Here is a 26,194-nt window from a genome sequence, read left to right as displayed (position 1 = left end):
ACCTTGGGGATTGCCGAATGGCAGGGGATGCGCCGCGATTGACTGTAACAGATGTTTGGTATAGCAGAGGCCCGCGATTTCCAGGAGAGTCCCGATGTTCAGCTATGTTCCCCCGATAGACGATTATCGCTTTCTGTTGACGGAGGTTCTCGGCTTCGACCGGACAATGGCGGACATTGGAAAGGAGGTCGATGCCGACCTGGCGGTGGCCGTCCTGGAGGAAGCGGGCCGGATGTGCGCCGACCGGCTGCACCCGCTCAACCGCCATGGGGATGAGGAGGGAAGCCATCTCGTCGACGGATCGGTGAAGACGCCGGAGGGTTTTGCCGACGCCTGGCGGGACTTCGCGGCTGCGGGCTGGGCATCGCTATCGGCGGAGCCGGAATATGGCGGGCAGGGGCTGCCCTTCATCCTCCAGCTCTGGCTGGACGAGATGCTGTCGGCGGCGAACCTGTCCTTCGGCCTGTTCCCGGGCCTGACACGCGGCGCGTGCGAGGCGATCATCGCCCATGCCAGCGATTCGCTGAAGGCCACCTATCTGCCGCGCATGGTGAGCGGCGAATGGACCGGCGCCATGGCGCTCACCGAAAGCGGCGCGGGCACGGACCTGGCGCTGCTGAAGACCAAGGCGGCGCCCGGCGCCGACGGCAGCTACGCCGTCACCGGGCAGAAGATCTTCATTTCCTCGGGCGATCATGATTTCGGCGGCAACATCGTCCATCTGGTGCTGGCGCGCCTGCCCGATGCCCCGGCGGGGGTGAAGGGGATCAGCCTGTTCCTGGTGCCCAAATATCTGCCCGACGCCGATGGCGGCTTCACGATCCGCAACGCCATGTCGGTGGGCGCGCTGGAAAAGAAGATGGGCATCCACGCCCAGCCGACCTGCGTGATGAACTATGACGGCGCGACCGGCTGGCTGGTGGGGGAACCGAACAGGGGCCTGGCCGCCATGTTCACCATGATGAATGCCGAGCGCCTGATGGTCGGCATTCAGGGGCTGGGCATTGCCGGCGCAGCCTATCAGCAGGCCGCCGGCTATGCGAAGGAGCGGCTCCAGGGACGCAGCGCCGATGGCGCGCGGGGTCCGGTGGCGATCATCGAACATGCCGATGTGCGGCGCATGCTGCTCAATATCCGGGGTTTCGTGGAGGCCGGACGGGCGTTGGCCGGGTGGACGGCCTTGCAACTCGACCGGGCGCATCATCATCCCGATGCCGCTGAGCGGGCGAAGGCGGATGCCCTGGTCGCGCTGCTGACGCCGGTGGTGAAGGCGGCCTTCACCGACTTCGGCTTCGAAAGCGCGGTGCAGGCGCAGCAGGTGTTCGGCGGGCATGGCTACATCCGCGAATGGGGCATGGAGCAATATGTCCGCGATGCCCGCATCGCCCAGATTTATGAGGGCACCAATGGCGTGCAGGCGATGGATCTGGTCGGACGCAAGCTTCCCATGGCGGGCGGCGCGGTGGTCGATGGCTTTTTCACCCTGGTGGACGCGGATCTGGAAGCTGGGGCGGGGCTGGACATTGCAGCGAAGACGGGCGACGCGCTCACCCTTCTGCGCGGCGTAACCGCGTCGCTGCGCGGCGCGGGGGTCGACGCAGCCGGAGCGGCGGCGGTCGACTATCTGCGCCTTTTCGCGCTGGTCTCCATGGGCTGGATGTGGACGCGCATGGCCACCGCCGCGCGGGGGGATGCGCCGCTGCATGCGGCGAAGCGCGCGCTGGCCGACTATTTCGCGCAACGGATGCTGCCGCAGGCCCAGGGGCTGGCAGCCGGCATCGCGGCGGGTGAGGCCACGATCATGGCGCTTGGCGCCGACGCCTTCTGAACGAAAGGATCATCATGGCCGTCGAGATGACCCGGGCGGGTGCGACCATCGTCCTGCGCCTGTCCAACGGGCCGGTAAATGCCCTTTCGGTGGGCAACGGCTTTGTCGAGGAACTGGGGGCGAAAGTCGGGGAAGCGGCGAGCGATCCCGCCTGCCGCGCCATCGTGATCGCCGGCGCCGGCCGGATGTTCTGTGGCGGCGCCGACATCGGCGATTTCGACGGTGATCCCGAGCAGGTCGACCGGCTGCGGCATCTGATTGCGACGGTCGAGGCGTGCGCCAAGCCGGTGATCATGGCGATCCACGGCATGGCGCTGGGCGGTGGCCTGGAACTGGCCATGGCGGGCCACTACCGCGTTGCCCAGGCGGGAAGCCGCCTTGGCCTGCCCGAAGTGACGCTGGGCCTGCTGCCCGGCGCGGGCGGTACGCAGCGCCTGCCGCGCCTGATCGGGGCAGGCGCAGCGCTCGACATGATGCTGTCGGGCAAGCCCGTGACGGCGGAGCGCGCATTGTCGGCGGGACTGGTCGATCAGTTGGTGGACGGCGATGTTGTGGAGGCGGCGCTGGAGGTGGCGCGCAACGTGCCTCCGCTGCGCCGTTCGGGCACGCTGCCGGTGCCTGCCGACCTCGCCGGGGCCGTCGCGTCGCGCCGGGCGAAGCTGCGGGCCGGGCTGAGCCAGGCGCCTGCCCGGATCGTCGATTGCGTCGCGGCGCTGTCCGGCGATCTGGCCGCCGGTTTGGCGCTGGAAGCGGCGCTGTTCGGGGAATTGCTGCGCTCCGAAGCCTCTCGCGGCCTGCGTCACGTATTTTTCGGGGAGCGGACTGTGGCGCGCATTCCCGGATTGGCGCCGGACGTGCGCCCCCGTGACGTCGGTCATGTCGGTGTTGTGGGCGGCGGCCTGATGGGCACGGGCATCGCGCTTGCGCTGTTGAATGCGGGCCTGCCCGTAACGATGGCCGAACTGCGGCCCGAGGCGCTCGCCAAGGCCGAAGCCACCATTTGCAAGACGATCCAGCGCGATGTGGAGAAGGGCAGGATCGGTCAGGACGTGGCCGATGCGCGCATCGCCGCCTTCACGGCGGCGACCGAACTGGAGGCGCTCGCGGATGCCGATCTGGTGATCGAGGCGGTGTTCGAGGATATGGGCGTCAAGAAGCAGGTCTTTTCCGCGCTCGATGCGATCGCCCGGCCGGATGGGATATTGGCGAGCAACACATCGACGCTCGACCTCGACGCCATCGCCGCGCTGGTGGCCGATCCGTCGCGGGTCGTCGGCCTGCATTTCTTCTCGCCCGCCAATATCATGCGGTTGCTGGAAGTGGTTCGCGGCAGGGAAACCGCGCCGGATGTGCTGGCGACCGCGATGGCGCTGGGCAAGCGGATCGGCAAGGTCGGCGTCGTGTCGGGCGTGTGCGACGGCTTCATCGGCAACCGCATGTTCGAGGAATATCTGCGCCAGGTCTGGTTCCTGCTGGAGGAAGGCGCGCTGCCGCAGCAGATCGACGCCGCCATGGAGCGGTGGGGCATGGCGATGGGGCCGTGCCGGACGATGGATCTGGCCGGACAGGACATCGGCTGGGCGATCCGCAAGCGCCGTATGGCGGAACAGCCCGACCGGCCCTATTCGGGCGTGATAGACCGCATCTGTGAACTGGGGCGGTTCGGACAGAAGACGGGCAAGGGCATCTACGCCTATCCGGATGGCCGGACGGCGGAAACCGATCCGGAAATCACAAGGCTGATCGAGGATTACTCCGCCGAGACAGGCCTTGAGCGGCGCGCGTTCAGCGATGAGGAAATCGTCGGCCGTTGCCTGCTGGCCCTGGTCAATGAAGGCGCGCGGATCGTGGAGGAGGGAATCGCCTATCGTCCCGTCGACGTCGACATGATCTACATCCATGGCTATGGCTTCGGCCGCGAACGCGGCGGGCCGATGTTCCAGGCCGACATCATGGGCTTGTCCACCGTTCTGGACCGGCTTCGCGCCCTTGCCGCCGGCCGTAACGGATGGGCATGGACGCCCGCCCCGCTGATCGAGCGGCTCGCTGCCGAGGGTGGGCGCTTCGGGGATCTCAACATTCAGGACAGGAACAGCATATGACGGATGTCTTTCTGGTATCGGCGGCGCGGACGGCCATCGGCAGCTTCGGCGGCTCGCTCAAGGACCAGAAGCCGGGCGAACTGGGTGCGCATGTGGCGCGGGCGGCGATCGAGCGCGCGGGGCTCGAGGCGAGCCTGATCGGCAATGTCGTGCTGGGCAATGTCATCCCTTGCGAGCCGCGCGACGCCTATGCCGCGCGCATAGCGGCGATCGGCGCGGGCATTCCGCAGGAAACTCCGGCGCACAGCGTCAACCGCCTCTGCGGATCGGGTTTGCAGGCGATCCTTACTGCAGCCCAGTCGATCATGCTCGGTGACTGCGACATCGCGCTGGGCGCGGGCGTGGAGATCATGAGCCGTGCGCCTTATTTCCTGCCCGCCGCCCGCTGGGGCCAGAAGATGGGCGATGCGGTGGTGCAGGACGGGTTGACCGGCGCGCTGACCGATCCCTTCCACGGCATCCATATGGGCGTCACGGGGGAGAATGTCGCTGCCCGCTACGGCATTTCGCGGGAAGACCAGGACGCGCTCGCCCATGAAAGCCAGAAGCGGGCGGCGAACGCCATCGCGCAGGGCTATTTCAGGGAGCAGATCGTGCCGGTGGAGGTGACGGTGCGGCGCAAGCCGGTGCCGTTCGACACCGACGAATTCGTGCGCGCCGATGCGGCCCCGGAGGATTTCAGCAAGCTGAAGCCCGTCTTCCAGAAGGATGGGACCGTGACGGCCGGCAATGCGTCGGGGATCAACGACGGCGCCGCCGCCGTGGTGCTGGCAAGCGGGGAGGCGGTGAAGGCGCAGGGATTGAAGCCGCTCGCGCGACTGGTCGCCTATGGCCATGCGGGGGTCGATCCGGCCTATATGGGCATCGGCCCGGTGCCCGCCACGCGCAAGGCGCTGGAGCGGGCGGGGATGGGCGTGGGCGATCTGGACGTGATCGAATCCAACGAAGCCTTTGCGGCGCAGGCCTGCGCCGTCTCGCGGGAGCTGGGCTTCGATCCGGCAAGGGTCAATCCCAATGGCAGCGGCATTTCGCTGGGCCATCCGGTGGGGGCGACGGGCGCGATCATCACGACCAAGCTGGTCTATGAACTGCAGCGCACCGGCGGCCGCCTGGGCCTGACGACCATGTGCATAGGCGGCGGCCAGGGCATCGCGGCCATCTGGGAACGGGTGTGAGGCCTGGCTCGCCCATGGCCTGACGGACGAACCGTCAGGCCATGGGCTTGCTCACGGGCGAAGGGGCGAAGCCGCCCCGCCGCTTATTTTGCGCTGAGATCCAGCGCGACGTCGACGATCATATCCTCCTGACCGCCGACCATCTTGCGACGGCCCACTTCCGCAAGGATGCTGCGCGCGTCGAGGCCATAGTCCTGCGCCGCCTTTTCCGCATGGCGCAGGAAGCTGGAATAGACGCCCGCATAACCCAGGGTCAGCGTTTCGCGGTCCACGCGCACCGGCCGGTCCTGCAGGGGGCGGACCAGTTCTTCGGCGGCGTCCATCAACGCATAGAGATCGCAGCCATGGTTCCAGCCATAGCGGTCCGCTGCGGCAATGAACACCTCCAGCGGCGCATTGCCGGCGCCGGCTCCCATGCCGGCCAGGCTGGCGTCGACGCGGACCGCGCCGTTCTGCACGGCGACGATGGAATTGGCGACGCCCAGCGAAAGATTGTGGTGGGCGTGCACGCCACGCTGCGTCTCGGGCTTCAGCACGCGATCATAGGCCTGAAGCCGCGCCGCATATTGCTCCATGTTGAGCGCGCCGCCGCTGTCGGTGACATAGACGCAGTGCGCGCCATAATCTTCCATCAGCTTGGCCTGCTGCGCCAGCGCATCCGGATCGGTCATGTGGCTCATCATCAGGAAGCCGGACACGTCCATGCCCAGGTTGCGCGCCGCCTCGATATGCTGCTTCGAAACATCCGCCTCCGTGCAATGGGTGGCGATGCGCACCGACCGCACGCCCAGATCATAGGCATGCTTCAGATCGTGCACCGTGCCGATGCCGGGCAGCAGCAGCGTCGTCAGGACGCTATGTTCCAGCACGTCCGCCACGGCGGCGATCCAGTCATGGTCCGTATGCGCGCCGAAACCATAGTTGAAGGACGACCCGCTAAGGCCGTCGCCATGGGCGACCTCGATGGCGTCGACCTTGGCGTCGTCCAGCGCCCGGGCGATCTTCTGCACATGGTCGATGCTATATTGGTGACGGACGGCATGCATGCCGTCGCGCAGCGTGACGTCCTGGATGTAGAGCTTGGTCTGGGTCGGATCGAAGGTCATGCGACGGCTCCTTCATGCATGCGGACGGCGATCTTTTCGGCGGTGCGCAACGCGGCCGAGGTCATGATGTCGAGATTGCCGGCATAGGCGGGCAGGTAATGGGCGGCTCCCTCGACCTCCAGGAAGACGCTGACCTTGAGGCCCGTGAATTCCCCGTCCATCTCCGGAATGCGCAGGGGACGGTTCGATCCGATATGTTCGAACTGCACCGCCTGCTTCAGCCGGTATCCCGGCACATAGGTCTGCACTTCGGCCACCATGCGGTCGATGCTGGCGCGGATCTCGTCCTGGCTGGCGTCGTCGCACAGGCAATAAACGGTGTCGCGCATGATCAGCGGTGGCTCGGCGGGGTTGAGGATGATGATGGCCTTGCCGCGGCTCGCCCCGCCGACGTCGACGATCGCCTGGCTGGTGGTCTCGGTGAATTCGTCGATATTGGCGCGCGTGCCGGGACCTGCGCTCTTGGAGGCGATGGAGGCGACGATCTCGCCATAATGCACCTTCGCGACGCGGTTGACGGCATGGACGATGGGGATGGTCGCCTGGCCGCCGCAGGTCACCATGTTGACGTTCGACGCATCCAGGTTGGTTTCGCCGTTGACGGGCGGAATGGTGTAGGGGCCGATGGCCGCGGGCGTCAGGTCGACCACCCGCTTGCCATGCGCCTGGAGCAGTTCATTGTGCCGCTTGTGCGCGCCTGCCGACGTCGCGTCGAACACGATGGCGATGTCCTTGAAACCCTCCAGCGCGATCAGGCCGCCAATGCCCTCCGCCGTGATGGGCACGCCCATGCGGGCGGCGCGCTTCAGCCCGTCCGATTCCGGATCGATGCCGACGAAGGCACCCATTTCCAGCGTCTCCGAAAGACGCATGATCTTTATCATCAGGTCGGTGCCGATATTTCCCGATCCGATGATCGCAACCTTGGTTTTGGCCATATCCTTCAAGCCTTTTCGTAAAGGAAACGCATGTCGCCGGCGCCGGGTACGGGCCGCCTCACAGGGCATCAGAATAAGGGAGCTTTGTACTTGACGCCACCGGGCCAAGCTGTGATCTTCTCACATCATGAGAAACAGGACGCCGCAAATCAGTTCGCTCAAGCGGACCCTGGCCATGCTGGAGGGGGTTGTGGCCGATGGCGGGCAGAACAGCGTTTCCGCGCTGGCGCGGTCCATCGACATGCCCGTGGCGACGGCCCACCGGCAGGTGACGACGCTGGTCGAGGAAGGGTATCTGACGCCGGTCGGGCGCGGACGGCATGTCGCGGGCGCGCGGCTGCTGCGGCTCTTGCAGCGGCTCGACGAAAAGCAGTTGATCGTCAACGTCGCCGCGCCCGCCATGCACCGGCTGGCCGTGAAGGCGCGGACGATCGTGCAGCTGGGGACGCTGGAAAATGACATGGTCACCTATCGCCTGAAAATCGGCCAGGGGGCGGCAGGACTGTTCACGCGGGTGGGAATGCAGTTGGAGGCCTATTGCTCCGGCATGGGCAAGGTGCTGCTCGCCCATCTTCCCCCCGGCGAGCGGGATGCCTATCTCGCCAACGGCCCCTTCGTTGCCCTTACTCCGCGCACCATCGTCGATGCCGGCGCCCTGGCATGCGAGCTCGATCTGGTGGCGCGGCAGGGATATGCGATCGACGATGGAGAAATTGCCGAAGACCTGACCTGCGCGGCCGTTCCGATCCGGAGGCCGGACGGCATGGTGCCCGCCGCCATATCCATATCGCAGTCGATGAGCGCGAGGAAGATCGGGCATGACGAGGTGATCGAACTGCTGCACGCCACAGCGCGGGAGATCGAGCAGGTGGCGTTCAACGCAGCGGAATGAGGCGCCACCGACGACCTGCGCCGGAATTCACGCAGCGCGTCCTAGCCCTTGTCGATGATCTCGCGTACCCGTTCCGCCAGGCTGCGGAAGGTGAAGGGCTTGGCCAGCAGTTCGACGCCGCTGTCCAGCCGTCCGTCGCGCATGATCGCATCCCTGGGATAACCCGATGTGTAGAGGATGCGCAGCCTGGGCTGCCGGGCGCGGGCCGCCGCGGCGAGTTCGCTGCCCGACATGCGGGGCATGACGACGTCCGTGATCAGCAGCTTGATCGGCTGGTCCTGCTTGTCCAGCAGGGCAAGGGCGGAAGCGCCGTCATGCGCCTCCACCACCCGATAACCCAGCTCGCGCAGCGTTCCCACCGTATAGGCGCGAACATCGTCGTCATCTTCGACAACCAGGATCGTTTCCGACGCGCTGCCGAAGGGTTCGCGCTCGTCCATCGCATCGGCGGGCGGTTCCGCGCTCTGGACGCTGCGCATCAGCAGCAGCGTCACTGTCGTGCCTTCCCCCAATGCCGAGTCGATCAGCACGCTGCCGCCGGATTGCTTGGCGAAGCCATAGACCATGGACAGGCCAAGGCCCGTGCCCTTCCCGACCTCCTTGGTGGTGAAGAAGGGATCGAACACCTTGGTCAGGGTGTCCGCGTCCATGCCGGTGCCGTTGTCGCTTACCGTGATCGCCACATAATCGCCGGGACTGACATGGCTTTCGTCGCTCTGGTGCGCGGCGACCTGCCGGTTGCCTGCGGCGATGGTCAGCGATCCGCCCTGCGGCATGGCGTCGCGGGCGTTCACGGCCAGGTTGAGGATCGCATTTTCAAGCTGGTGCGGATCGGCCTCTATGGTCCAGACGTCGTCCGGCGCCTCGATGGCGATGGCGACCGCTTCGGTGATGGTGCGGGTGAGCAGGTCCGACATGCCGGCCAGCAGGCGGGGCACCTCCACGGCACGGGGGTCGAGCGGCTGCCGGCGGGAGAAGGCAAGCAGGCGCTGGGTCAGCGCCGCTGCCCGTTCCGCACCGCGCATGGCATTGTCCAGCGCGCGGCCCACCCTGGGATCGGCCGAATTGTCGAGCCGCCGCAGCGCCATGTCGACGCTGCCGGTGATGATGGTCAGCAGATTGTTGAAATCATGCGCGATGCCGCCGGTAAGCTGGCCGACGGCCTCCATCTTCTGCGCCTGGCGGAGCGCATCCTCCGCCCGCAGGCGTTCGTCTATCTCCTGCGCGACGCGCTGCTCCAGCGTGTCGTTCAATTCGCGCAGCCGCGTTTCCTGAAGCTTCGCATCGGTCACGTCATAGATGACGCCCAGCAGCCGGTAACCGCTACCCTCGCTGTCGCGCATCGCCTCGCCACGGCGGGCGATCCAGCGGTCCGCGCCATCGTCGCTGCGGCGGATGCGGAACACGCTGTCGATGCTGGCAGGTTCCGCACCGTCTTCGGGTATCAACGGCTCCTCGTCCTCGCACACGACCGCGTTGATCGTCCTGACCGGCAGCCGGTCGGCGGGGTGGAGGCCGAGCAGCCGGCAGAATTCGCTGGAGACCGACACTGTCGCGAAGCCGTCCCGATATTCGAACGTGCCGATCCCGCCGGCGCTCTGCGCGATGCGGAGCCGCTCCTCCGTGCGCTTGCGGTCGGTCACATCGACCAGCAGCCCGGTGAAACGTATCGGCTCGTCCTGATCGTCAAGCTGGCTCCGGCCCCGGCCGTGCATCCATAATATCGCACCGTCCGGAGCGATGATGCGGAATTCCTTGGAGAAGAATTCGGAGCCCGCCAGCATGCCAGCGACCGCGATGCGGATGCGGGCGCGATCCTCCGGATGGATGGCGCGGAAGAAGGCGGCGGTCGGCAATGGCTGGTCGGCGGCATCGGCGCCCAATCCGTACAGCTCGGCAAAACGGGCATCGACGGTCAGCCGGTCCCGGACGATGTCCCAGTCCCAGGCGCCGCTGGCCCCCGCCGCCGCGAGCACGGCGCGCAATTGATCCGCGTTTCCGATGATCGCTTCGTCAGCCATCCTCGCCCACGATGCGCGAGATGAACTCGTCGAGCAACTGCTTGAGCGTCGCGAGCGAAGGAATGTCCATCAGCATCGCGATATAGCCGCGAATGTCGCGCTGGCGCACCGCAAAGTCGATGTAGAGAAAGAGGACCAGCCCTTCCGACCCTGTCGTTTCGTCGATTTCGAACAGGGTCGCGCCATTGCCCCGCAGCACTTCGGGGATGGTCATGGACAGCGACCGCTTGAGCATGTTGGCCATGGTCGCAAGGCAGCTGTTGAGGATGATGTTGCCCGTCTCGGCCAGCGCCTCCTGCTCCATCTCGACCGCTTCCTCGGCCGAAAGGGCGCCGCCCGTCACCGCCCGAACCAGCTCCAGGCTGTTCGTTTCGGGGAAGATCAGCAGGGCCCGCCCGCAAAAGGGACCCGAAAAATCCTGCCGCACCGCGATCAGGTCGACCACTTCGCGCTCGCTGATCAGGCGGGCGGCGCGGCGCTGGCTCACGACCTCCACCGAAGGGACGGACAGGACGACCTGGTCCCCGATCATCTTCCTCAAGGAAGAGGCGGCGCGGCTCACGCCGATATTCACGATCTCGGTCAGGGCGTCCTGTTCGAGTTCGCTCAGCGCGACGTGGCCCGTTATCATTCCTGGCTGGACCTCAGCTTGAGCGCAGCGCCGGTCAGGAAGCCGGCAAGGCCCTCGCTGGTGACGGGCTTGGCGATGAAGGCGGCGCCGATCGCCCGCGCCTGCGCGATGATCTCGTCCTGGATATTGGCGGTGATGATCGCGATCGGCATGTCCGGCCTCAAAGCGCGTATCTCGCCCGCAAGTTCCAGCCCATCCTGTTCGGTCATGTTGAAATCGATGAGAGCGACTTCGATCCGCTCCTTGCCCAGCAGTTCCAGCGCCTGCGCCCCGCTGCCGGCCTCGATTTTCTGCCAGTCGGGCTGAAGTTCCGCCAATGCCTTTCCCGCGACGATCCGCGCGAGTTTGCTGTCGTCCACGATCAACACGGTAACGGGCATTCATGACTCCACTCAATCTCGACCCGGTCGGGCCTTCATCTTCTTCTATAGGAAGGAACCGCAATCGCAGATATGAAATTGTTACACCTTGATCCGCATTGGCGATGCAAAGGCGATTTCCCGCAGGAACGGGCTTTCGGGCCGGCCGATGACGGGCCGGCCGGCGGCGAGGACCAACTGCACCACGGCAAGATGCGCCCGCGCCAGCCCGGCGATGTCGATCCTGTGATGGGGATGCTCCAGCAGCGCGGCCAGCAGCGGTTCGGCGTCCTCCACCGTCGCAGCGCCTGAGAGGATGATCCGGTCCTCCTCCACGACCACGCTCATGCCACCAGCTCCGGCAGGTCCAGCACCAGCAGCACGCTGCCGTCGGACATCATCGCCGTACCCGCCACGGCGGGCATGGCGGCCAGCAATCCCGTGCTTTCGCGCACGACGGCGTCGAACCGCTCCCCGAAGGCAGCCACGCGCAGCGCGGTGCGGCAGGGTCCGGCATCGGTCACCACCAGCCGGGCAAGCGCGCCGCTCGTGGGTTCCAGCCCCAGCAGCGCCGCCAGGTCCAGCACGGGCACGGTCCTGTCCCGCAATATGCAGGCATGCGCCTGACCGACCGGCTGGACCGCGCTGGCGTCGATCCGCGCGGTTTCAACGATCTGGTCCAGCCTGACGCCGAGCTGACGGTCCCCCGCCGCGACGACCAGAAGCGGAGTCGTGATCGCATTGGCCGGCAGGCGCAGGGTGATGCGCGTGCCCCGGCCGACATCGCTCTGGATCGTGATGGTCCCCGCCAGCCGTTCGACCGCCGCCCGCACGGCGTCCATGCCGACGCCCCGGCCCGACAGCATAGTGGCGCTTTCGGCGGTGGAAAAACCGGGGAGGAAGACGATATGCAAGGCTTCCGCATCGCTGAGCGCGGCCGCCGCCTCGCCGCTCATCAGGCCCTTGGCGACGGCTGCCGCCCGCATCGCCTGCGGATCGATCCCGCGCCCGTCATCGGTCAGGACGATGGAGATATGGCCGCCATCTTGCCGGACGGCAAGCCCGATCCGCCCTTCGGCGGGTTTCCCGCTGGCCACCCTCTGTCCGGCCGGCTCCAGCCCGTGGTCGACGGCGTTGCGCACCAGATGGAGCAGGGGTTCGAACAACTGGTCGGCCAGTTGCTTGTCGACCTGCGCCGTCTCCCCCTCGATGGTGAAGCGGATCGCCTTGTCCACCATGGCCGCGGCCTCCCGCGCCAGCCGCGGCAGGCGGCGCAGCACGGGTTCGAGCGACACCAGCCTCACCTGCGCGACCGAGCGCTGGAGCCGTCCGGCGACGCGGGCGATCTCGTCCTCCGCGGCACGGAGTTCGGCGGCGAGCAGCGGATCGATGACGCGCAGGCGGGCCGCTATCGGTTGCAGCGCACGGATCGCGACGGCAAGTTCGCCGCTCTGGTCGGCCAGCCGGTCGAGCCGGACCGCCTCGACCCTGAGCGTGGCCGCAAGTTCGGTGGCATAGGGGGCAGAATCGCTTGCCGCTGGCGACGGATTGAACGGCGCGACCGCAATCTGATCGGGCGCTAGCCGGAACGCGGCGCGCACCTGCGCTTCGTCGGCGGCGCTCAACCCCTCTATGGCGGCCATGCAGCGGAACGGCTCGCAGGCGGCGAGGTCCGGCCAGGCATCGCCGGCGGGCAATATGGCGATGCCCAGCAATTGAGGCACATTCTCGACCATGGACAGCGGGTCCTCGCCCCGGAAGAAGCAGTCGGGATCGGGGGTATAGCGGAAGGCCGTTCTCGCCCGGCCGGGGTCGACCATGGCCAGTTCGGCGCGGCTGCGCAGGGCGGCGATCCAGTCCTGATCAGCCGCGACCGGGGGTGAGACGGGCAGGGGGAGGTCAGCTTCACCGGTTTCCCCGTCCCCTGCGATCAGGGCGATCAGGCGGTCCGAAAGGCCGGTGGCGTCGGCGTCCAGCGAAGCGGCGCCCTCCATGGCGTCGATCCAGCGGTCGGTCTGGTCGATCGCCTGCATCAACAGGTCGAGCATGGCTTCGTCCAGCGCCCCGTCGCCTTTCCTCGCGCCTTCGAGTCGGGCCTCTGCGACGTGGAGCAGCCGTTCCGCCGGCGCCATGTCGAACAGGGCCACCGACCCCTTGAGCGTATGGGTGGCGCGGAACAGCCGGTCGAGCGCCGGGCGATCCCGTGCGTCGCGGCCAAGCGCCACCAGGGCGGCATGCGCATCCGCCACCAGATCGCGTCCTTCGAGCAGGAATTGTTGAAGCAGCTCGTCCATCAGCGCCGACGATAGACGATTGCCTGGCGCAAGCGAACCAGATCGAAGCGCTCGTCGATCCGGGCCATGGATTCGCTATGGCCGAGCAGGAGATAGCCGCCGGGAAGAAGCGCCTCGTGCAGATGCCGGGCGGCGGCGATGCGCGATTCGTCATCGAAATAAATGAGCAGGTTGCGGCAAAGCACGATATCGAAGCGGCCCTGGCTCGCCACCGAAGCCGCATCGTTCAGGTTCGCCTGGGTGAAGAGCACGGATTCGCGCAGGTCCTGGACGATCCGTCTGCGGTGCTGATGTTCGCGTTCGAAATAGGCCGCGAGCATGTCCGCCGGCAGCCGGGCGAGCGCGCGCGCCCCATATTGGCCGTCCCGGGCGGCATCGAGCGCGTGGGTGTCGATGTCCGACCCGACGATCTCGACATGATAGGCGTCGACCAGCGGCCATCGCTCCAGCAGCCAGAGCGCGATCGAATAGGCTTCCTCCCCGGTCGAGCAGGGAAGGGACCAGATGCGGATCAGGTCGCCGGGCCGCTTTTCCGCGGCGATCCTGGGCAGGATCTCGTCCGCCAGCGCGGTGAGCTGATGCTCCTCCCGGAAGAAATAGGTCTCGTTGATGGTGACGGCGTTGATCAGCATCTGCCGCTCGTGCGCATCGCGCTCCAGCAGCAGGAGGTAGCGGGCGATGTCGGTTGTCGCGGTCCGGTCCATGCGGTGCGCGACCCGGCGTTCGAGGTAGAAGCGCTTCTTCTCGTCGAACTTCATGCCGGTCAGGCGGTAGAGCAGCGCCGTCAGCCGCGTCAGCGACGATCCCGCAAGCAGCGTTTCGGGCACCTGCGTCATCCCTGCGCCCAAGCGAGGAGCTGCGCCGCCAGATCTTCCAGCGGCAGGACCAGATCGGCGCCGCCAGCCGCGACGAGCGCGCCGGGCATGCCCCAGACGACGGAGCTTGCCTCGTCCTGCGCCAGCACATGGCCGCCGTCCCGGTGGAGGGCGGCCATCGCCTCCGCCCCGTCATGCCCCATGCCTGTCATCAGCACGGCGACCAGCGCCCGTGGCGGGAACAGCGCCCGCGCGCTTTCGACCAGCCGGTCCGCGCTGGGATGCCATAGCCGATCCGCCCGCATCGGGGCGGCCAGTATCTGGGGCACGCCATCCCGGCGGGAGAAGATCAGGTCCGCGTCTCCCCGCCCGATATAGGCGGTGCCGGGGCGAAGGGGGCGGGGCTGCCGCACCTCCTCCACCGCGATGGCGCATCCCCGGTCGAGGCGGCGGGCCAGCGGCCCGGTGAAGCTGGACGGCATGTGCTGGGCGATGACGATGGGCCAGGGGAAGTCGGCAGGCAGCGGACCGAGCAGCGCGTCCAGCGCCGACGGCCCACCGGTGGAGACGCCCACCAGCACCGCCTCTATCCCTGAAAGCGCCTCGGCTTTCTCGTGCGAAGGAAGGTGGGCGGGCCGCCTGCGGGGTGGAATGGCTGTCGCGGCCTGTCTGGGCATGGACGGGCGGATGGGAGCAGCGGAGCCGCCCGCAAGGCGCGTGGCGGCGGCGCGCCGCCGGACCCGCTCGGTCAGCCGGGCGCTGCGCGGGATGCGGGCGCTGGCGGCCTCGCGGACCTTGGCGACAAGCGTGGCCGCGATTCCTTCGATCTCGATCGACAGCGGTCCCCGCGGCTTGGGAATGAAATCGACCGCGCCCAGCGCCAGCGCTTCCAGCGTCTCGTCCGCCCCGGCTTCGGTGAGGGAGGACAGCATGACGACCGGTGTCGGCCGCTCGACCATGATGCGGTCGAGGCAGGCGAGTCCGTCCATTCCGGGCATGTGAATGTCCAGCGTCACGACATCGGGCTGGAACGCGCTGAGCTGTGCCAGGGCTTCGTCGGCGTTGCGGGCCGTGCCTGTCTCGAAATCCCCGGCTTCGGCGAAGATTTCGGTCAGAAGCTGCCGCATCAATGGGCTGTCGTCGACGATCAGCAGTCGGATCATGGCGCTGGCGTCGGCTGGCGGCGAGCGATTTCGGCCATAAGGGCTTGCTCGGCTGAAGAAAGCAACGCTGCCGGCTGGACGACGAGCAGCGTTCTGCCGCCACCGTCCGAAGCGTGCAGCACCTCTCCGAAAATCCCATCGGCCAGCGCATCGGGAAGGGGTGCGGGAACGAGCATGCTGCGTTCGACGGCAAGGATGGTGCGCGCTTCGTCGACCAGAAAGCCGACGCGCCGGCCGTCGGTGCGCAGCACGATCAGCCGTCGCCGCGCTCCGCTGGCCGGGGAACCCGTCAGACGCATGACTTGATCGACCACCGCGAGCGGTTCGCCGCCAGTCGCCGCCAGGCCCGCCAGCCACGGCGGCGCACCGGGCAGCGTGGTCAGCCGCTCCGGCGGCCCCATCACCTTGTCGATGGCCCCGACCGGCAGGGCAAGGTCATGGGGACCGATGCGGACGAGCAGCAGGGACATCCGCGGGCTGGAGGGCGAGGATGCAGGCGCGGCTTTGCCGGTTCGCTGATCCTTCGTCACCGGCAGGCGCGCGGCGGGATCACGCAGCAGTTCGTCGACCGCCAGCATCGACACCAGCCGGCCGCCGCCCTCGGGACGGCAAATGGCGCTGATCCGCGCCTCGCCTTCCGTCCGCAACAGGGCGGTGGGTAGGCTGTCGATCCGCCCGGGCGACACGCGCAAAAGTCCTTCGACATGATCGACCAGCAGTCCCAGATTCTGCCCGCCGAGCGTCACCACGACGATGCGGCGGCGGGCACGGTCCGTCTCCGCCCCCTCATCGCCGGAAAGGCCCAGCAGCGCCGCGAGCGACAGCACGCCCAGCGACCGGTCGCGCCAGCGGATCGTCCCCACCACGGCTGCATCCGCGCCGGGGAGCAGCGCCACGTCGCGGGGCATGCGCAGCACTTGCGCAACCTCCTCCAGGGGCAGGGCGAAGCTCTGATCGCCTATCGCCACGCGCAGCAGCGCCAGCCGGTCGTCCCGCATGGCGTGCCGGACAGGTCGTGCCATGGCCCCGCCTGCGCTGGCGCGTCGCGCACTCGCGCGCAGGGGAAAGGCCTGTGCGATCCATTGGTCGAGGGGGAAATCCTCGATCCTGCCCGCCTCGTCCCCGTCGGACCTTTCCACCGCATCGATGGCCAGGGCGATGGGATCGCTGCCCCCCAGCACCAGCAAATGGCGCGCCGCGCCCAGCGCTTCGCCGCCGGTCATCGCGGCCGGGGAAAGCACCGCGATCGTCTCTCCCCGCACATTGCCCAGCCCCAGCAGACCCTGCGGCGCCAGTGGAACCGGCGTCAGCCGCGGCAATCGGGCGAGTTCGCGCACGCGGCCCGCCGCCACGGCATAGCGCCTGTCACCGGCACGGAAGACGAGCCGGTCGCCCGCCGTCATGCGCCGGACTCTCCGCTGTTGAGCGAGGCGGCGAGAGAGGCGATGTCTTCAATGGCCGCAGCCAGCATTTCCGCGCTCTGCGCCTGCTGGTGAGCGGCAGCGCCCGCCTCCCGCGCAGCTTCGGCCGCCAGTTCGGCCGCCTTTGCGATCTGCTCGCAGCCGCTTCGCACCTCTCGCGCGGCGTGCTGTATCGCCTCCGCGCCATCGAGGATCACGCCATTGTCGGCGCGGGTCGCGTTCAGCTCCGCAGCCATGCCGGCGAAGCGGGCAAGCAGCGCTTCGTTGCGCGTCGTTTCCGTCTCCCCCGCCGCGGCGATCTGGTCGAGCGTGCGCTGCGCGATCTGAATGCCTTCCTGGATGGCGCGCACGACATCCTTGCCTTCTTCGGCATTGGCGGCCAGGCTGCGCGCCAGTTTCCGAATGTCGGCCGTGACGGTCGTGAAGCCTTCGCCCGCTTCGCCGGACCGGGTCGCCTCCACCGCGCCGCTCACCCCCAGCATGTTGGTCTGGAGCGCGCCGAGCGCCAGCGTGTCGGCCACCTTCTCCGCCCGCCGCGCCGTTTCGTTCAGCCTGCCGAGCAGGTCCAGCACGGCGCGCGTGTCTTCGACGGCGGCGCCCACGCCGTCGATCAGGCCGGTCAGTTTCGCGCTTCCTTCCCCGACCGTCGCGACCAGCCCGTCCAGGCTTTCGACCGCGCCGGCCGCCCTGTCCTTTGCAATGGTGGCGCTGGTTTCGATCTGCCCCATGGCGGCGCTGGCCTGCAATGTGGCGGCGCTTTGAAGCTGTGCGCCGCGCGCAATCTGCTCGATGGCGATCTGGATCTGGCTGGATGCGCCCGACAGCTCCTGCACCGTGGCGGATAATTGTTCGGCGGCCACGGCGATCTGCTCGACCTCCTGCGAACCGGCCCGTTCCGTCCCCAGCGCGCCGCTCAGCGCCGCCAGCGCTTCCGCCGTCTGCTGGCTCTGCTCCAGCGAGGCGGCCTGCTGCTCTATCGCCTGCTGCGCCTCGGCCGCCGCGGCGGACTGTTCCTCCGCGGCGCTAGCGACCTGCTCGGCCCCGCGTTCCGATTCCGTGGCGGCCACCTCAGCCTGGACGGCGGCGGCGGCGATCTCCTGCGCGCCGCCCAGAACGGTGGCGAGGGCGTCCCGCGCTTCTTCCAGGGCTGTGCTGACATGGCTGCCGCTCCGCGCCTCCCCGCTGGCGCGTTCGCTGGCCGCGCGGACCCGCGCCGCAATCGCGCGGACCTCCGCGACGATGCCCGTCGCAATCGCGCGGATGTCGGTCGCGCTCGCCTCCGACGCTTCGGCCAGTTCGCGAACCTCGTCGGCAACGATGCCGAAGCCCCTGCCGCTGTCCCCGGCGCGGGTCGCCTCGATCGATGCGTTCAGCGCCAGCATGCCGGTCTGTTCGGCCAGGTCGCCCATGGCGTCGCCCACCGCGCCGATGCGGGCGGCGGCCAGTTCCAACTGCTCTATCACCGTGACCGAGCCAAGCTGGCGGCGGGCGTTCAACTCTATCGCCGCGACGGAAGCATCGATCTGTTCGGAGATTTCCTTGAACGACGCCTCCAGCCTTTCGGTCTGGCTGCGCGATGCGGCGGCGCGGATGCTCGCTTCCCGAAAATTGGCGCGCAGATGGCCGACGAGGCCGAGCGACTCCTGCGCGGCGCTGGCCGCCTCCTCCGCGCCGCTCGCCATCTGCTCGACATTGCGCTGGAGTTCGGCCGCGGCGGACGCCGATTCCCCCAACCCGCTGGCCAGTTCCTGCGTCGCCTGGTCGAGCCGCTCGACCGCGGTCATGGGCTTGCGCCTGCGTCCCGGCCGTGCAGGGAGCCGTTTGGGCGGGCTGGACCCGTTGGGGGCCATGGACTTGTCCATTGCCGGCCGGTCGTCAGGAGAGGATGCGACCGATCTGCCACGGCCAGCCTTGCCGAGCGCAGCCTTTTTCACCAGGGCCATGGGTAACTCTCTTCCTCGCTTCGATTTCCTACCCGCATAAGCGAGGCGGAAGGCGCACGCCATATCTCCGTGAAAAATGGCAGGGGTGGACTGGCGGAACCGCCGCTTCGCGCAGCCCGCTCAGGATTCCTCGCTCAGCGCTGCGGGCACGTCATAGCCCCACTCCGCATATTTGCGGGCGACGACCGATGTCATCAGCGCGAGTTCGGGGGAGCGGTCGCCGGGACGATGGCTCAAGATGATGGGGGACGTGGCGGGTTCGGCCAGTTCGCGAAAGGCGACGTCGTGGCTGCGCGCCCGCCGGACCGATTCGGGAACGATCGCCATGCCTTCCTCCGCCGCGACGAGGCCGATGGCGATCTGAAGCTCGCGCGCTTCATGGACGATGCGCGGCTCAATCGCCTGGTCGCGGAACAGGGAAATCACTTGATCGGCATAGCTGGGGCGCGGCGCGCGGGGATATACGATCTGCGGTTCGTCCGCCAGTTCGCGCAGCGAAATCGGCCCTTCGCCGCTTGCCAGGGGATGGTCGATCGGAAAGGCGGCGACCAGCTTTTCATCGCGCAGGATGATGCGGCGCACGCCCGGATCCTCGAACCGGATGCGGCCGAACCCGACATCGATCCGCCCTTCCTTCAGCGCGGCGATCTGGTCCAGCGTGGTGCTTTCCACCATGACCAGTTCGACATTGTCGGCGACCTTGCGGAACGCGCGGATCAATTCGGGCAGCCGCGCATAGATGGTCGAGGCGACGAAGCCGATCACCAGCCGCCGCCGCCGGCTGGTCGCCGCCGCCTTCACCATCGCCTCCACATCTTCCATGCGGCTCAGCACCTGCACCGCCTGCGCGTGCAGCAGGCGCCCCACGCCGGTCAGGCGCAGCGGACGGCTGGCGCGGTCCAGCAGGGGCGCGCCGACATGCGCCTCCAGCTGCTGGATCGCGCGCGACAGCGGCGGCTGCGCGATGTGCAGCCGTTCCGCCGCGCGGTTGAAATTGCCCTCGTCCGCCACGGCCACGAAGTAGCGCAGAAGGCGCATGTCCAACATGATGATACCTCCGGAGTATGACTTTCCGGCCGCGTCGACCCTTGAACCGCCGACGGCCGGGCAGACGGCCTTGCCTGAAACCGTAAGCTTTCAGGAGATTCGGCGCAATGTCCGCATCGGGACCGGGATGATACTTTCGTCGTCGATCGGCCGTGCCGAAGGCATGCGGCCCGGTGCCGGCCCCATCTGGGCAGAGGGGCGGTTTTGCGTGAAGTCGTGGCTCCGGCGCGCCAGTCGGCGGCGCCCGGCGCATCTCTCGCGCGGCTCCATGCGTTCAGGGCGGAAGAAGGAGACGGACATGGCAGAGCTGAGCGCAATCAAGGAACATATGGACATCATCGGCGCCGACGGCGTGCACATCGGCACGGTCGACAAGGTGGAAGGCGACCGGATCAAGATGGTCAAGGCCGACAGCGGATCGCATGGGGACCATCATCATTTCATTGCCGGCGGGCTGGTCGCCGCGGTGGAAGGGAATCAGGTCCGGCTTTCGGCGTCGGGTTCCGCAGCGGTTCTCCTGGAGGAGGAGGAAGGCGGCGAAGCGATCATGGACGACGGCAACTGACCCAGGCCGTAGAGCGGAGGATCGTCATGGCTGCGGATGCGCAAAGCGATCATAGGGCCGTGGTCGGGAACATGACCGATGAGGAACTGATCGACAGCTGGGAAACGGCCTCGGACAAGGAGACGGAGAATCTGTCCCCCTTCCTTCAGGCCGTGGTCGAGGAAATGGATCGGCGCAAGATCGCCTTCTCCGTCGATCCGGGAGGCGCATGATGGCGAGCACTCTCAGGAAAGGCGATCCCGTGACGTGGAAAAGCCATGGCGGACAGGCCCATGGCAAGGTGGTGAAGAAGGTCACCGAAACCACGCGGATCAAGGGCCACAAAGTGGCCGCCACGCCGGGCAATCCCGAATTCATCGTGGAAACGGATGAGGGCAAGCGGGCTGCGCACAAGCCCGATGCCCTCAGGAAGCGGTAAGCGCCTCGCGGGTCGCCTCAATAACCGACCGCATAGCCCATGCGGCGGGGGTCGGCCCCGCCCATGCGCGCGCCCGATGGATCGACCGCTATGCCCTGGACGCTGCCGATCGCATAAGGGCCGACCTTCTCGATCCGGTGGCCCATGGCGGTCAGCCCTTGCAGCACCGGATCGGCAAAGCGGCCCTCCGCCTGCACGGTGATCGCGGCGCCGGGCCTGTAGAAATTCGGATCGGCATCGAGCGCGAAACGCGGCGCCTCTATGGCTGCCTGGATCGGCATGCCGCGATCGACCATGTTCACCAGGAACTGGAATTGTGTCTGGCCGATCGTTTCGCCGCCGGGCGATCCGAACACCAGATGCAGCCGGCCCTTGTCCAGAACGATGGTGGGGCCGTTGCCCAGAAGGGCGATCCTGCCGGGCGCGACCTTGTTCGGGTGCCCGTCATAGGGTGCGGTGGACCCCAGCCTCAACCCGTTGTTGAAGAGGATGCCCGTATCGCCCATCACCAGAAAAGTGCCGAAGCCGCCGCCAATGGTGGTCGTGACGGCGATGGCGTTGCCGTCCGCGTCGACGGCGGACAGGCTGGTCGTGTCGCCCCCTCGCGTGCGGTCGTCGCCCCGCGCCGCGAAGCGCGGCCGCGCCTGTTCCAGCGCCGCCCGGTCGAAGGCGGCGGCATCGCCGCCCTCCGGATAGAGACCCGCCCGGGCCGGATCGATCAGCCTGCGCCGTTCCGCCGCGAAACGCTTGGAGAGCAGGCCCTCGACCGGCGTCTGGGCGAAGCGGGGATCGGCGGCGTAGCGATAGACATCCGCCTTGGCGACCTTGATCGCCTCGATCAGCAGATGAGTGAGCTGCGGCCCCTCGGCGGGCAGGGCGGCCAGGTCGAAACCCTCGACCAGATTGAGCTGCTCGCACAGTTCCAGCCCGGTGCGGGAGGTCAGCGGACTGCTATAGACGTCCAGCCCGCGATAATGGGTGCTGACCGGATCGCTCCAGCGCGGCTGATAGGCCTTGAGATCGTCGAGGCGCAGCCAGCCGCCGGTTTCGGTCGAAAAGCGCGCAAATTCCTGCGCGATGGGGCCTGAGTAGAAATAGTCATAGGCGGCTTGCAGGGCACGATCCCGGTCCGCGCCGCCCTTCAGCGCCTTCGTCTCGGCATTGGCCAGCGCTTGCAGCGTGCGGGCGAGATTGGGATTGCGGAAGATCGAGCGGGCCGCAGGCGGCTGTCCATCCGGCAGGAACAGGGCGGCGCTGGTCGGATAGAGGCTCAGCGTCTTTTGCGCCCGGCCGATGAACAGGGCGATGGACGGGTCGAGCGGGTGGCCGTCGCGGGCATAGCCGATCGCTGGCTCCAGCAATGTGGCGAGCGGCAACCTGCCGAATCGCCGGGCAAGCGCGATCCAGCCGCCAAAGGCTCCGGGCACCGTCAACGCCTTCGGGCCATGGTCCAGCGCCTTGGGATCGACCTGCGGGTCGAGCAGGCGCGGCGCGCCGCCGGTGAAGGCGAGCGAGTGGACCTTGCCCGCCTTGCGGTCGAGGCAGGTGGCGAAGCCGTTGCCGCCCGCGCTCGATGCCCAGGGTTCGACGACATTCATCACCGCCATGGCGGCCACCACCGCGTCGGCCGCGCTGCCGCCCTGCATCAGCATGCGGGTTCCGGCCATGGCGGCCAGCGGATGACCGGCGGTGACGCCGCCATGCGGCATCGGCACTTCGACACGATGCGCCGCGACGCTCGTTCCGCCGGAGCGGGGCGCGTCGGGGGCACGGGCGCCCGACTGCCCGCGGGCGGCGGATGGAAGGCCCGTGAGCGCCAGTCCCGCAAGCCCGGCGGCCAGCAATTCTCGACGGTCGAGCGCTTCCGGGCGCCGGGGCTTATCGGGAGCGGACATGGGTCAACCTTCGATCCTGGGGGCAAGGGAAAAGGGGATGCGGCGCCGGGAGCATGGCGCCGCATCCCGCCGCATCAGAAGGATTTCTTGATGCTGGTGTACCAGTAGCGCGCCTGCGGCTGGTAGAGGTTCGACAGATAGCCGCCCGACGCCAATGGCGGGTCCTTGTCGAAGATGTTGCGCGCGCCGATCTGGATGCTCGTGTCGTTGAGCGGCCCGCCATTTTTGAACGTATATTGGGCATAGAGATTGACGGTCGTCTGTCCCTTCACGATCCAGGGATTGGTCGAGCCATCGCGTACCGCATTCTCATATACGCTGTCGATGAACTGCGTATAGGCGCCGATCTTGACCGGCCCCAGCGTCCAGTCGAGCGTCGCCGCGATCCGCCAGCGCGGTTGGCCGTCGCGGCCCACCACGTCGCCCCCGCCCTGGATCGGCACGCCTGCATTGACCAGACCCGCGGAGCGCCCGTCGATCACCGCCGTCACCCCTGCCGGAGCATCGACATAATAGCTGATCAGGCGCGATGCGTTGACGTTGAGGGAGAAGGTGCCGATCGATGCGGTCGGCAGCAGATAGTCGAGGTTGAAGTCGATGCCCTGCACCGTCACCGGCAGCAGGTTCTCGAAATTGGCGACCACATAGAGAAGCTCGCCCACCGGGGCGAGTCCGGTGCCCGCCACCAGCGCCACGTCGTCCGCCGTGGGATCGCGGCGCACGACATTGGGATTGCTGCTGCCCTGCACGCGCCGCAGATAATCGAGGTTGAGGCCGTTCTGATAGTCGAGCAGGCCGACCACATTCTTCTGCTTGATGCGCCAGCGGTCGACGGTGAACGTCACCTTGCCCCAGCCGTCGCCCAGCGGCGGGGAAATGACCGCGCCAAAGCTCCAGCTTTCCGATTCCTCCGGCTTCAGATTGGGATTGCCGCCGCTGCGCCGCAGGACGGAGATGCTGCGGTTGCACTGGGAGAAGTTGGCAATCCGCCCGGCGCGCAGGTCCGCTTCGCAGAGCACATAGTCGATGCCGGTGTTCACGCGGTCCAGCGTGGAGGTATTGATCACCTCAAGGTTCGGGGCGCGGAAGCCCTGCGACCAGGAACCGCGCAACCGCATGCCCTGAAGCAGTTCCCAGCTTCCCGCGATCTTCGGCTTCGCGACCGATCCGACGTCGCTATAGTCTTCATAACGTCCGGCGATCTGGAAATCGAGGCTGCGGAAGAAGGGAACCTCCATTTCCGGACTGAAGATCGGGATGGCGAGTTCCGCATAGGCGGACTTCACGTTGCGCTTGCCGCGCACGTCGGGGCTGGGACTGGCGCCGCCCAGGTCGGAACCGTAGAAGATGCCGGTGACGGCATCGGTATAGGTGGTGTCGACCCCGCGAATGCCGCCCTGATAGGGGGAACGATTGTCATGATAGGTTTCGCGGCGATATTCGACGCCTGCCGCGATGCCGATGCTGTTGTCCGCCCACAGGCCCAGCAGATGGGCGTTGGAAATCTTGAAGTCCCACAGGGCCAGCGACGTGCGTGTCTTGCGCGTCGCCTTGATGCGGAAGCTGTCGATGGTCGCGTCGCTGTTGGGCGTGCAGTCGCCGATGGACGGCGCCTCGACGCAACCGCCGTTGAAGGGGTTGTAGGCGTCGGGCGTCGTGCGGTTGATCGCGGCCTGCAGCAAAGTGTTGGAGAAGTTCTCCTGCGTATCCGCGGCGGTGGCCCATGTATAGAGGCCGGCCGTATCCCAGTCCCAATTGCCGATATTACCCTTCAGGCCACCCAGGAAGCGATATTGATAATTGGTCACCTCCACGCTGCGCGACCCGACATCGACATAGCTGAGGGACGTGATCTGGACGGGCAGGCCCGTCGCCGGAACGACGGCGGTGCTGAGCCCGGGCAGGCGGTTGGGGGAACCGATGGGCCCAAGCGGATTCCAATAGGCGTTGGCGGCGACGGTGATCGGGATGTTCGCCAGCGAACCCGGCGCGCCGATGATCGCTTCCGTCTTGCCGCGATAGAAGCCCGCTTCGCCATAGAGGGTCAGGTTGTCGGTCAGGTCGAAATGCCCGTTGGCGAACAGGTTGATGCGCTTGACCGAAGGCTGGGTGGTGAGGTCGTCGAACGTCGCCGGCGAATTGAAGCGCAGGTTGGAATCGACGTTCGCCATTTCCGTCGCGCCGTTGCCGTCATCATAGCATGTGCCGGTGGTGCCCGACGGGATGCGGCATCCGCTGTTGGTGCTCGGTTGGATGTGGAACTGGCTGGAACTGTTGGTGAAGGCGACGCCGTTACTGGTGATCGTCCGGTTGAGGAAGGTGCCGTTGGCGGCGGGGCTGAGCGCGCGGAACGTGCCCCAGGGCGTGCTGGTGCTGGTGCCGTTGAACGCGGAGACGCCGGCGAAGCTGGTGCCCGCGACATAGCCGCGCCGGTCGACATTGGCGGTATAATCCTGATCGCTGAGATAAAGCTTCGACTTCTGCGCATAGCCGGCGAACAGGGTGATGTTGCCGCGTCCTTCGCTGAAATCCTTGCCGATCAGGCCGTTGACGGTGAACTCGCGAAGATTGGTACCTTCGGCTCCGCCATATTGCGCGTCGAACTTGGCGCCGTTGAAATCGGAATTGAGGACATTGTTGACGACGCCGGCAACAGCATCCGAACCGTAGAGAGCCGCCGCGCCGTCGCGCAGCACTTCGACGCGCGCTATGTTGCCCACGGGAATGGTGTTGGCGTTATAGCCGAAAGTCGGGACGCCGGAATCGATGACGCCGGTGATGGCCTGTGACGTGGGGTGCAGCACGGTGCGGCGGCCGTTGATCAGCAGCAGCGTGTTGCCCTGGCCCAGGCCGCGCAGCGATACGGTGGAAACGTCGCCGCGCGCCGCGTTCGCATTGCCGCCGCCCAGCACCTGTTCGTTGAAGGTCACGCCGCCCAATTGCGGGATGGACCGGAAAAGATCGGCGCCGGACACTGCGGCCACCGCTTCGATCTGCTGTTCGCCCACCACGCTGACGGGCAGCGCGCCGGTCGTGTTCGCGCCCCTGATCTGGGTGCCGATGACGACGATCTCGGCGTCTGCTCCGCTGTCCTGCGGAGCGGTGTCGGCTGCCGTCTGCGCGTGAAGCGCCCCTGCCGTCAATGCCCAAAGGCTGGCTCCCGCCAGCGTCGAAATGCTGTTCCTTCTCACCCTCATCTTGCTGTTCCCCTGTGATGAAGCCCGTCCGCCGATCCCTTCGGCGGACGGGCTTTGCGCGGTTCAGCTATCGGGCAGGTGCGCGCCGATGAATCCCGTGCACGACAGGCGGTTGTTCTTATATATTGGGAATTGGCCCAGACTGTGCATTCGCGGATCCCCCGATAGCTGGAGTTCCGGCATCATCCCCTGTGGACCATGTTGTTTCCGGCCCCACGCCGGCAGCATGCATTGACGGACGAAACGCCCACTATCGCATCCGTTCGGGAGAGTAGAACTGATCAGAACATGATTTCCGCCATGGCCGGATGAATATTTTTAAAATTCCATGAAATTTCCTGAAGCATAGTGGAAAGCGGGATCATTCTCGTTACAGGGAAAGGA

21 protein-coding genes are annotated in these 26,194 nt (G+C 67.1%); 7 read left to right on the top strand and 14 right to left on the bottom strand.

Annotated elements, in window-relative coordinates; all coding sequences use genetic code 11:
• Window positions 1-94: 94 nt before the first annotated feature.
• From EWH10_RS15255 to EWH10_RS15245, 3 genes are read left to right on the top strand one after another with little or no spacing between them, the layout of a single operon-like run.
• Entirely contained in the window at window positions 95-1,828 is a 1,734-nt protein-coding gene (locus EWH10_RS15255) for an acyl-CoA dehydrogenase family protein (RefSeq protein ID WP_065847030.1), read from the top strand.
• A gap of 14 nt (window positions 1,829-1,842) precedes the next feature.
• The gene (locus EWH10_RS15250) at window positions 1,843-3,930 is read left to right on the top strand and encodes a 3-hydroxyacyl-CoA dehydrogenase NAD-binding domain-containing protein (RefSeq protein ID WP_044661094.1); all 2,088 of its coding nucleotides are present in this window, start codon (window positions 1,843-1,845) and stop codon (window positions 3,928-3,930) included.
• Complete coding sequence (locus EWH10_RS15245; protein WP_025549505.1) at window positions 3,927-5,105, top strand: acetyl-CoA C-acyltransferase family protein; 1,179 nt, start codon at window positions 3,927-3,929, stop codon at window positions 5,103-5,105. Before EWH10_RS15250 ends, EWH10_RS15245 begins: the two co-directional genes overlap by 4 nt.
• An 83-nt stretch (window positions 5,106-5,188) precedes the next feature.
• Here the strand turns inward: EWH10_RS15245 and dmpG are convergent, their stop codons facing one another.
• A complete protein-coding gene (gene dmpG, locus EWH10_RS15240; protein WP_025549506.1) occupies window positions 5,189-6,211 on the bottom strand; it encodes a 4-hydroxy-2-oxovalerate aldolase in 1,023 nt (340 codons plus the stop codon).
• Entirely contained in the window at window positions 6,208-7,149 is a 942-nt protein-coding gene (locus EWH10_RS15235; protein WP_025549507.1) for an acetaldehyde dehydrogenase (acetylating), read from the bottom strand. The genes dmpG and EWH10_RS15235 overlap by 4 nt, the downstream gene beginning before the upstream one ends.
• 127 nt (window positions 7,150-7,276) lie before the next feature.
• Here EWH10_RS15235 and EWH10_RS15230 point away from each other — a divergent pair, with 127 nt between their 5' ends.
• Window positions 7,277-8,041, top strand: a complete 765-nt coding sequence (locus tag EWH10_RS15230; RefSeq protein WP_025549508.1) for an IclR family transcriptional regulator — start codon at window positions 7,277-7,279, stop codon at window positions 8,039-8,041.
• 41 nt (window positions 8,042-8,082) lie between these two features.
• On the opposite strand, the gene EWH10_RS15225 is transcribed toward EWH10_RS15230, so the two are convergent.
• The 10 genes from EWH10_RS15225 to EWH10_RS15180 form a co-directional block, all read right to left on the bottom strand.
• On the bottom strand, window positions 8,083-10,062 hold the full coding sequence (locus tag EWH10_RS15225; protein ID WP_065847032.1) for a hybrid sensor histidine kinase/response regulator: 1,980 nt from the start codon (window positions 10,060-10,062) through the stop codon (window positions 8,083-8,085).
• On the bottom strand, window positions 10,055-10,693 hold the full coding sequence (locus EWH10_RS15220) for a chemotaxis protein CheX (protein WP_025549510.1): 639 nt from the start codon (window positions 10,691-10,693) through the stop codon (window positions 10,055-10,057). The genes EWH10_RS15225 and EWH10_RS15220 overlap by 8 nt, the downstream gene beginning before the upstream one ends.
• Window positions 10,690-11,073 (bottom strand): response regulator, encoded by a 384-nt coding sequence (locus EWH10_RS15215; protein ID WP_025549511.1) that lies wholly within the window; start codon window positions 11,071-11,073, stop codon window positions 10,690-10,692. Before EWH10_RS15215 ends, EWH10_RS15220 begins: the two co-directional genes overlap by 4 nt.
• 81 nt (window positions 11,074-11,154) lie before the next feature.
• Window positions 11,155-11,400, bottom strand: a complete 246-nt coding sequence (locus EWH10_RS15210; protein WP_025549512.1) for a hypothetical protein — start codon at window positions 11,398-11,400, stop codon at window positions 11,155-11,157.
• Window positions 11,397-13,346 (bottom strand): chemotaxis protein CheA, encoded by a 1,950-nt coding sequence (locus EWH10_RS15205; protein ID WP_130030067.1) that lies wholly within the window; start codon window positions 13,344-13,346, stop codon window positions 11,397-11,399. The genes EWH10_RS15210 and EWH10_RS15205 overlap by 4 nt, the downstream gene beginning before the upstream one ends.
• The gene (locus EWH10_RS15200) at window positions 13,346-14,182 is read right to left on the bottom strand and encodes a CheR family methyltransferase (RefSeq protein ID WP_025549513.1); all 837 of its coding nucleotides are present in this window, start codon (window positions 14,180-14,182) and stop codon (window positions 13,346-13,348) included. Before EWH10_RS15200 ends, EWH10_RS15205 begins: the two co-directional genes overlap by 1 nt.
• On the bottom strand, window positions 14,179-15,324 hold the full coding sequence (gene cheB, locus EWH10_RS15195; RefSeq protein ID WP_065847825.1) for a chemotaxis-specific protein-glutamate methyltransferase CheB: 1,146 nt from the start codon (window positions 15,322-15,324) through the stop codon (window positions 14,179-14,181). Before cheB ends, EWH10_RS15200 begins: the two co-directional genes overlap by 4 nt.
• Entirely contained in the window at window positions 15,321-16,727 is a 1,407-nt protein-coding gene (locus EWH10_RS15190) for a chemotaxis protein CheW (protein ID WP_065847827.1), read from the bottom strand. Before EWH10_RS15190 ends, cheB begins: the two co-directional genes overlap by 4 nt.
• A complete protein-coding gene (locus EWH10_RS15185) occupies window positions 16,724-18,529 on the bottom strand; it encodes a methyl-accepting chemotaxis protein (protein WP_242495894.1) in 1,806 nt (601 codons plus the stop codon). The genes EWH10_RS15190 and EWH10_RS15185 overlap by 4 nt, the downstream gene beginning before the upstream one ends.
• A 279-nt stretch (window positions 18,530-18,808) precedes the next feature.
• Window positions 18,809-19,732, bottom strand: coding sequence for a LysR family transcriptional regulator (locus EWH10_RS15180; protein WP_025547710.1), 924 nt, complete (start codon window positions 19,730-19,732; stop codon window positions 18,809-18,811).
• A 301-nt stretch (window positions 19,733-20,033) separates the two neighbouring features.
• On the opposite strand from EWH10_RS15180, the gene EWH10_RS15175 reads away from it, so the two are divergent.
• The 3 genes from EWH10_RS15175 to EWH10_RS15165 are packed head-to-tail and all read left to right on the top strand — an operon-like array spanning window position 20,034 to window position 20,718.
• Window positions 20,034-20,300: a DUF2171 domain-containing protein gene (locus EWH10_RS15175; protein ID WP_044661102.1), complete on the top strand. Its 267-nt coding sequence runs from the start codon at window positions 20,034-20,036 to the stop codon at window positions 20,298-20,300.
• A gap of 26 nt (window positions 20,301-20,326) precedes the next feature.
• Window positions 20,327-20,512, top strand: coding sequence for a hypothetical protein (locus EWH10_RS15170; protein ID WP_025547709.1), 186 nt, complete (start codon window positions 20,327-20,329; stop codon window positions 20,510-20,512).
• Window positions 20,512-20,718 carry a hypervirulence associated TUDOR domain-containing protein gene (locus EWH10_RS15165; protein ID WP_025547707.1) on the top strand — a complete coding sequence of 69 codons (207 nt, stop codon included), beginning with the start codon at window positions 20,512-20,514 and terminating at the stop codon, window positions 20,716-20,718. The genes EWH10_RS15170 and EWH10_RS15165 overlap by 1 nt, the downstream gene beginning before the upstream one ends.
• 17 nt (window positions 20,719-20,735) lie before the next feature.
• Here EWH10_RS15165 and EWH10_RS15160 read toward each other — a convergent pair whose 3' ends face one another.
• Together EWH10_RS15160 and EWH10_RS15155 are read right to left on the bottom strand one after the other, a co-directional pair.
• Window positions 20,736-22,613, bottom strand: coding sequence for a gamma-glutamyltransferase family protein (locus EWH10_RS15160; protein ID WP_130030065.1), 1,878 nt, complete (start codon window positions 22,611-22,613; stop codon window positions 20,736-20,738).
• Window positions 22,614-22,687: 74 nt separating this feature from the next.
• Window positions 22,688-25,810 (bottom strand): TonB-dependent receptor domain-containing protein, encoded by a 3,123-nt coding sequence (locus EWH10_RS15155; RefSeq protein WP_170825641.1) that lies wholly within the window; start codon window positions 25,808-25,810, stop codon window positions 22,688-22,690.
• Window positions 25,811-26,194: the final 384 nt, after the last annotated feature.

This window comes from Sphingobium fuliginis, assembly GCF_004152845.1.
Lineage (GTDB): Bacteria > Pseudomonadota > Alphaproteobacteria > Sphingomonadales > Sphingomonadaceae > Sphingobium > Sphingobium fuliginis.
The sequence above is the reverse complement of the archived record's forward strand: the minus strand, read 5'-3'. Positions and strand labels throughout refer to the sequence as shown.

Coding starts and splice junctions, on each gene's coding strand:
- EWH10_RS15255 (WP_065847030.1), top strand. CDS start 95: ATGTTCAGCTATGTTCCCCCGATAGACGATTATCGCTTTCTGTTGACG.
- EWH10_RS15250 (WP_044661094.1), top strand. CDS start 1,843: ATGGCCGTCGAGATGACCCGGGCGGGTGCGACCATCGTCCTGCGCCTG.
- EWH10_RS15245 (WP_025549505.1), top strand. CDS start 3,927: ATGACGGATGTCTTTCTGGTATCGGCGGCGCGGACGGCCATCGGCAGC.
- dmpG (WP_025549506.1), bottom strand. CDS start 6,211: ATGACCTTCGATCCGACCCAGACCAAGCTCTACATCCAGGACGTCACG.
- EWH10_RS15235 (WP_025549507.1), bottom strand. CDS start 7,149: ATGGCCAAAACCAAGGTTGCGATCATCGGATCGGGAAATATCGGCACC.
- EWH10_RS15230 (WP_025549508.1), top strand. CDS start 7,277: ATGAGAAACAGGACGCCGCAAATCAGTTCGCTCAAGCGGACCCTGGCC.
- EWH10_RS15225 (WP_065847032.1), bottom strand. CDS start 10,062: ATGGCTGACGAAGCGATCATCGGAAACGCGGATCAATTGCGCGCCGTG.
- EWH10_RS15220 (WP_025549510.1), bottom strand. CDS start 10,693: ATGATAACGGGCCACGTCGCGCTGAGCGAACTCGAACAGGACGCCCTG.
- EWH10_RS15215 (WP_025549511.1), bottom strand. CDS start 11,073: ATGCCCGTTACCGTGTTGATCGTGGACGACAGCAAACTCGCGCGGATC.
- EWH10_RS15210 (WP_025549512.1), bottom strand. CDS start 11,400: ATGAGCGTGGTCGTGGAGGAGGACCGGATCATCCTCTCAGGCGCTGCG.
- EWH10_RS15205 (WP_130030067.1), bottom strand. CDS start 13,346: ATGGACGAGCTGCTTCAACAATTCCTGCTCGAAGGACGCGATCTGGTG.
- EWH10_RS15200 (WP_025549513.1), bottom strand. CDS start 14,182: ATGACGCAGGTGCCCGAAACGCTGCTTGCGGGATCGTCGCTGACGCGG.
- cheB (WP_065847825.1), bottom strand. CDS start 15,324: ATGATCCGACTGCTGATCGTCGACGACAGCCCATTGATGCGGCAGCTT.
- EWH10_RS15190 (WP_065847827.1), bottom strand. CDS start 16,727: ATGACGGCGGGCGACCGGCTCGTCTTCCGTGCCGGTGACAGGCGCTAT.
- EWH10_RS15185 (WP_242495894.1), bottom strand. CDS start 18,529: ATGACCGCGGTCGAGCGGCTCGACCAGGCGACGCAGGAACTGGCCAGC.
- EWH10_RS15175 (WP_044661102.1), top strand. CDS start 20,034: ATGGCAGAGCTGAGCGCAATCAAGGAACATATGGACATCATCGGCGCC.
- EWH10_RS15170 (WP_025547709.1), top strand. CDS start 20,327: ATGGCTGCGGATGCGCAAAGCGATCATAGGGCCGTGGTCGGGAACATG.
- EWH10_RS15165 (WP_025547707.1), top strand. CDS start 20,512: ATGGCGAGCACTCTCAGGAAAGGCGATCCCGTGACGTGGAAAAGCCAT.
- EWH10_RS15160 (WP_130030065.1), bottom strand. CDS start 22,613: ATGTCCGCTCCCGATAAGCCCCGGCGCCCGGAAGCGCTCGACCGTCGA.
- EWH10_RS15155 (WP_170825641.1), bottom strand. CDS start 25,810: ATGAGGGTGAGAAGGAACAGCATTTCGACGCTGGCGGGAGCCAGCCTT.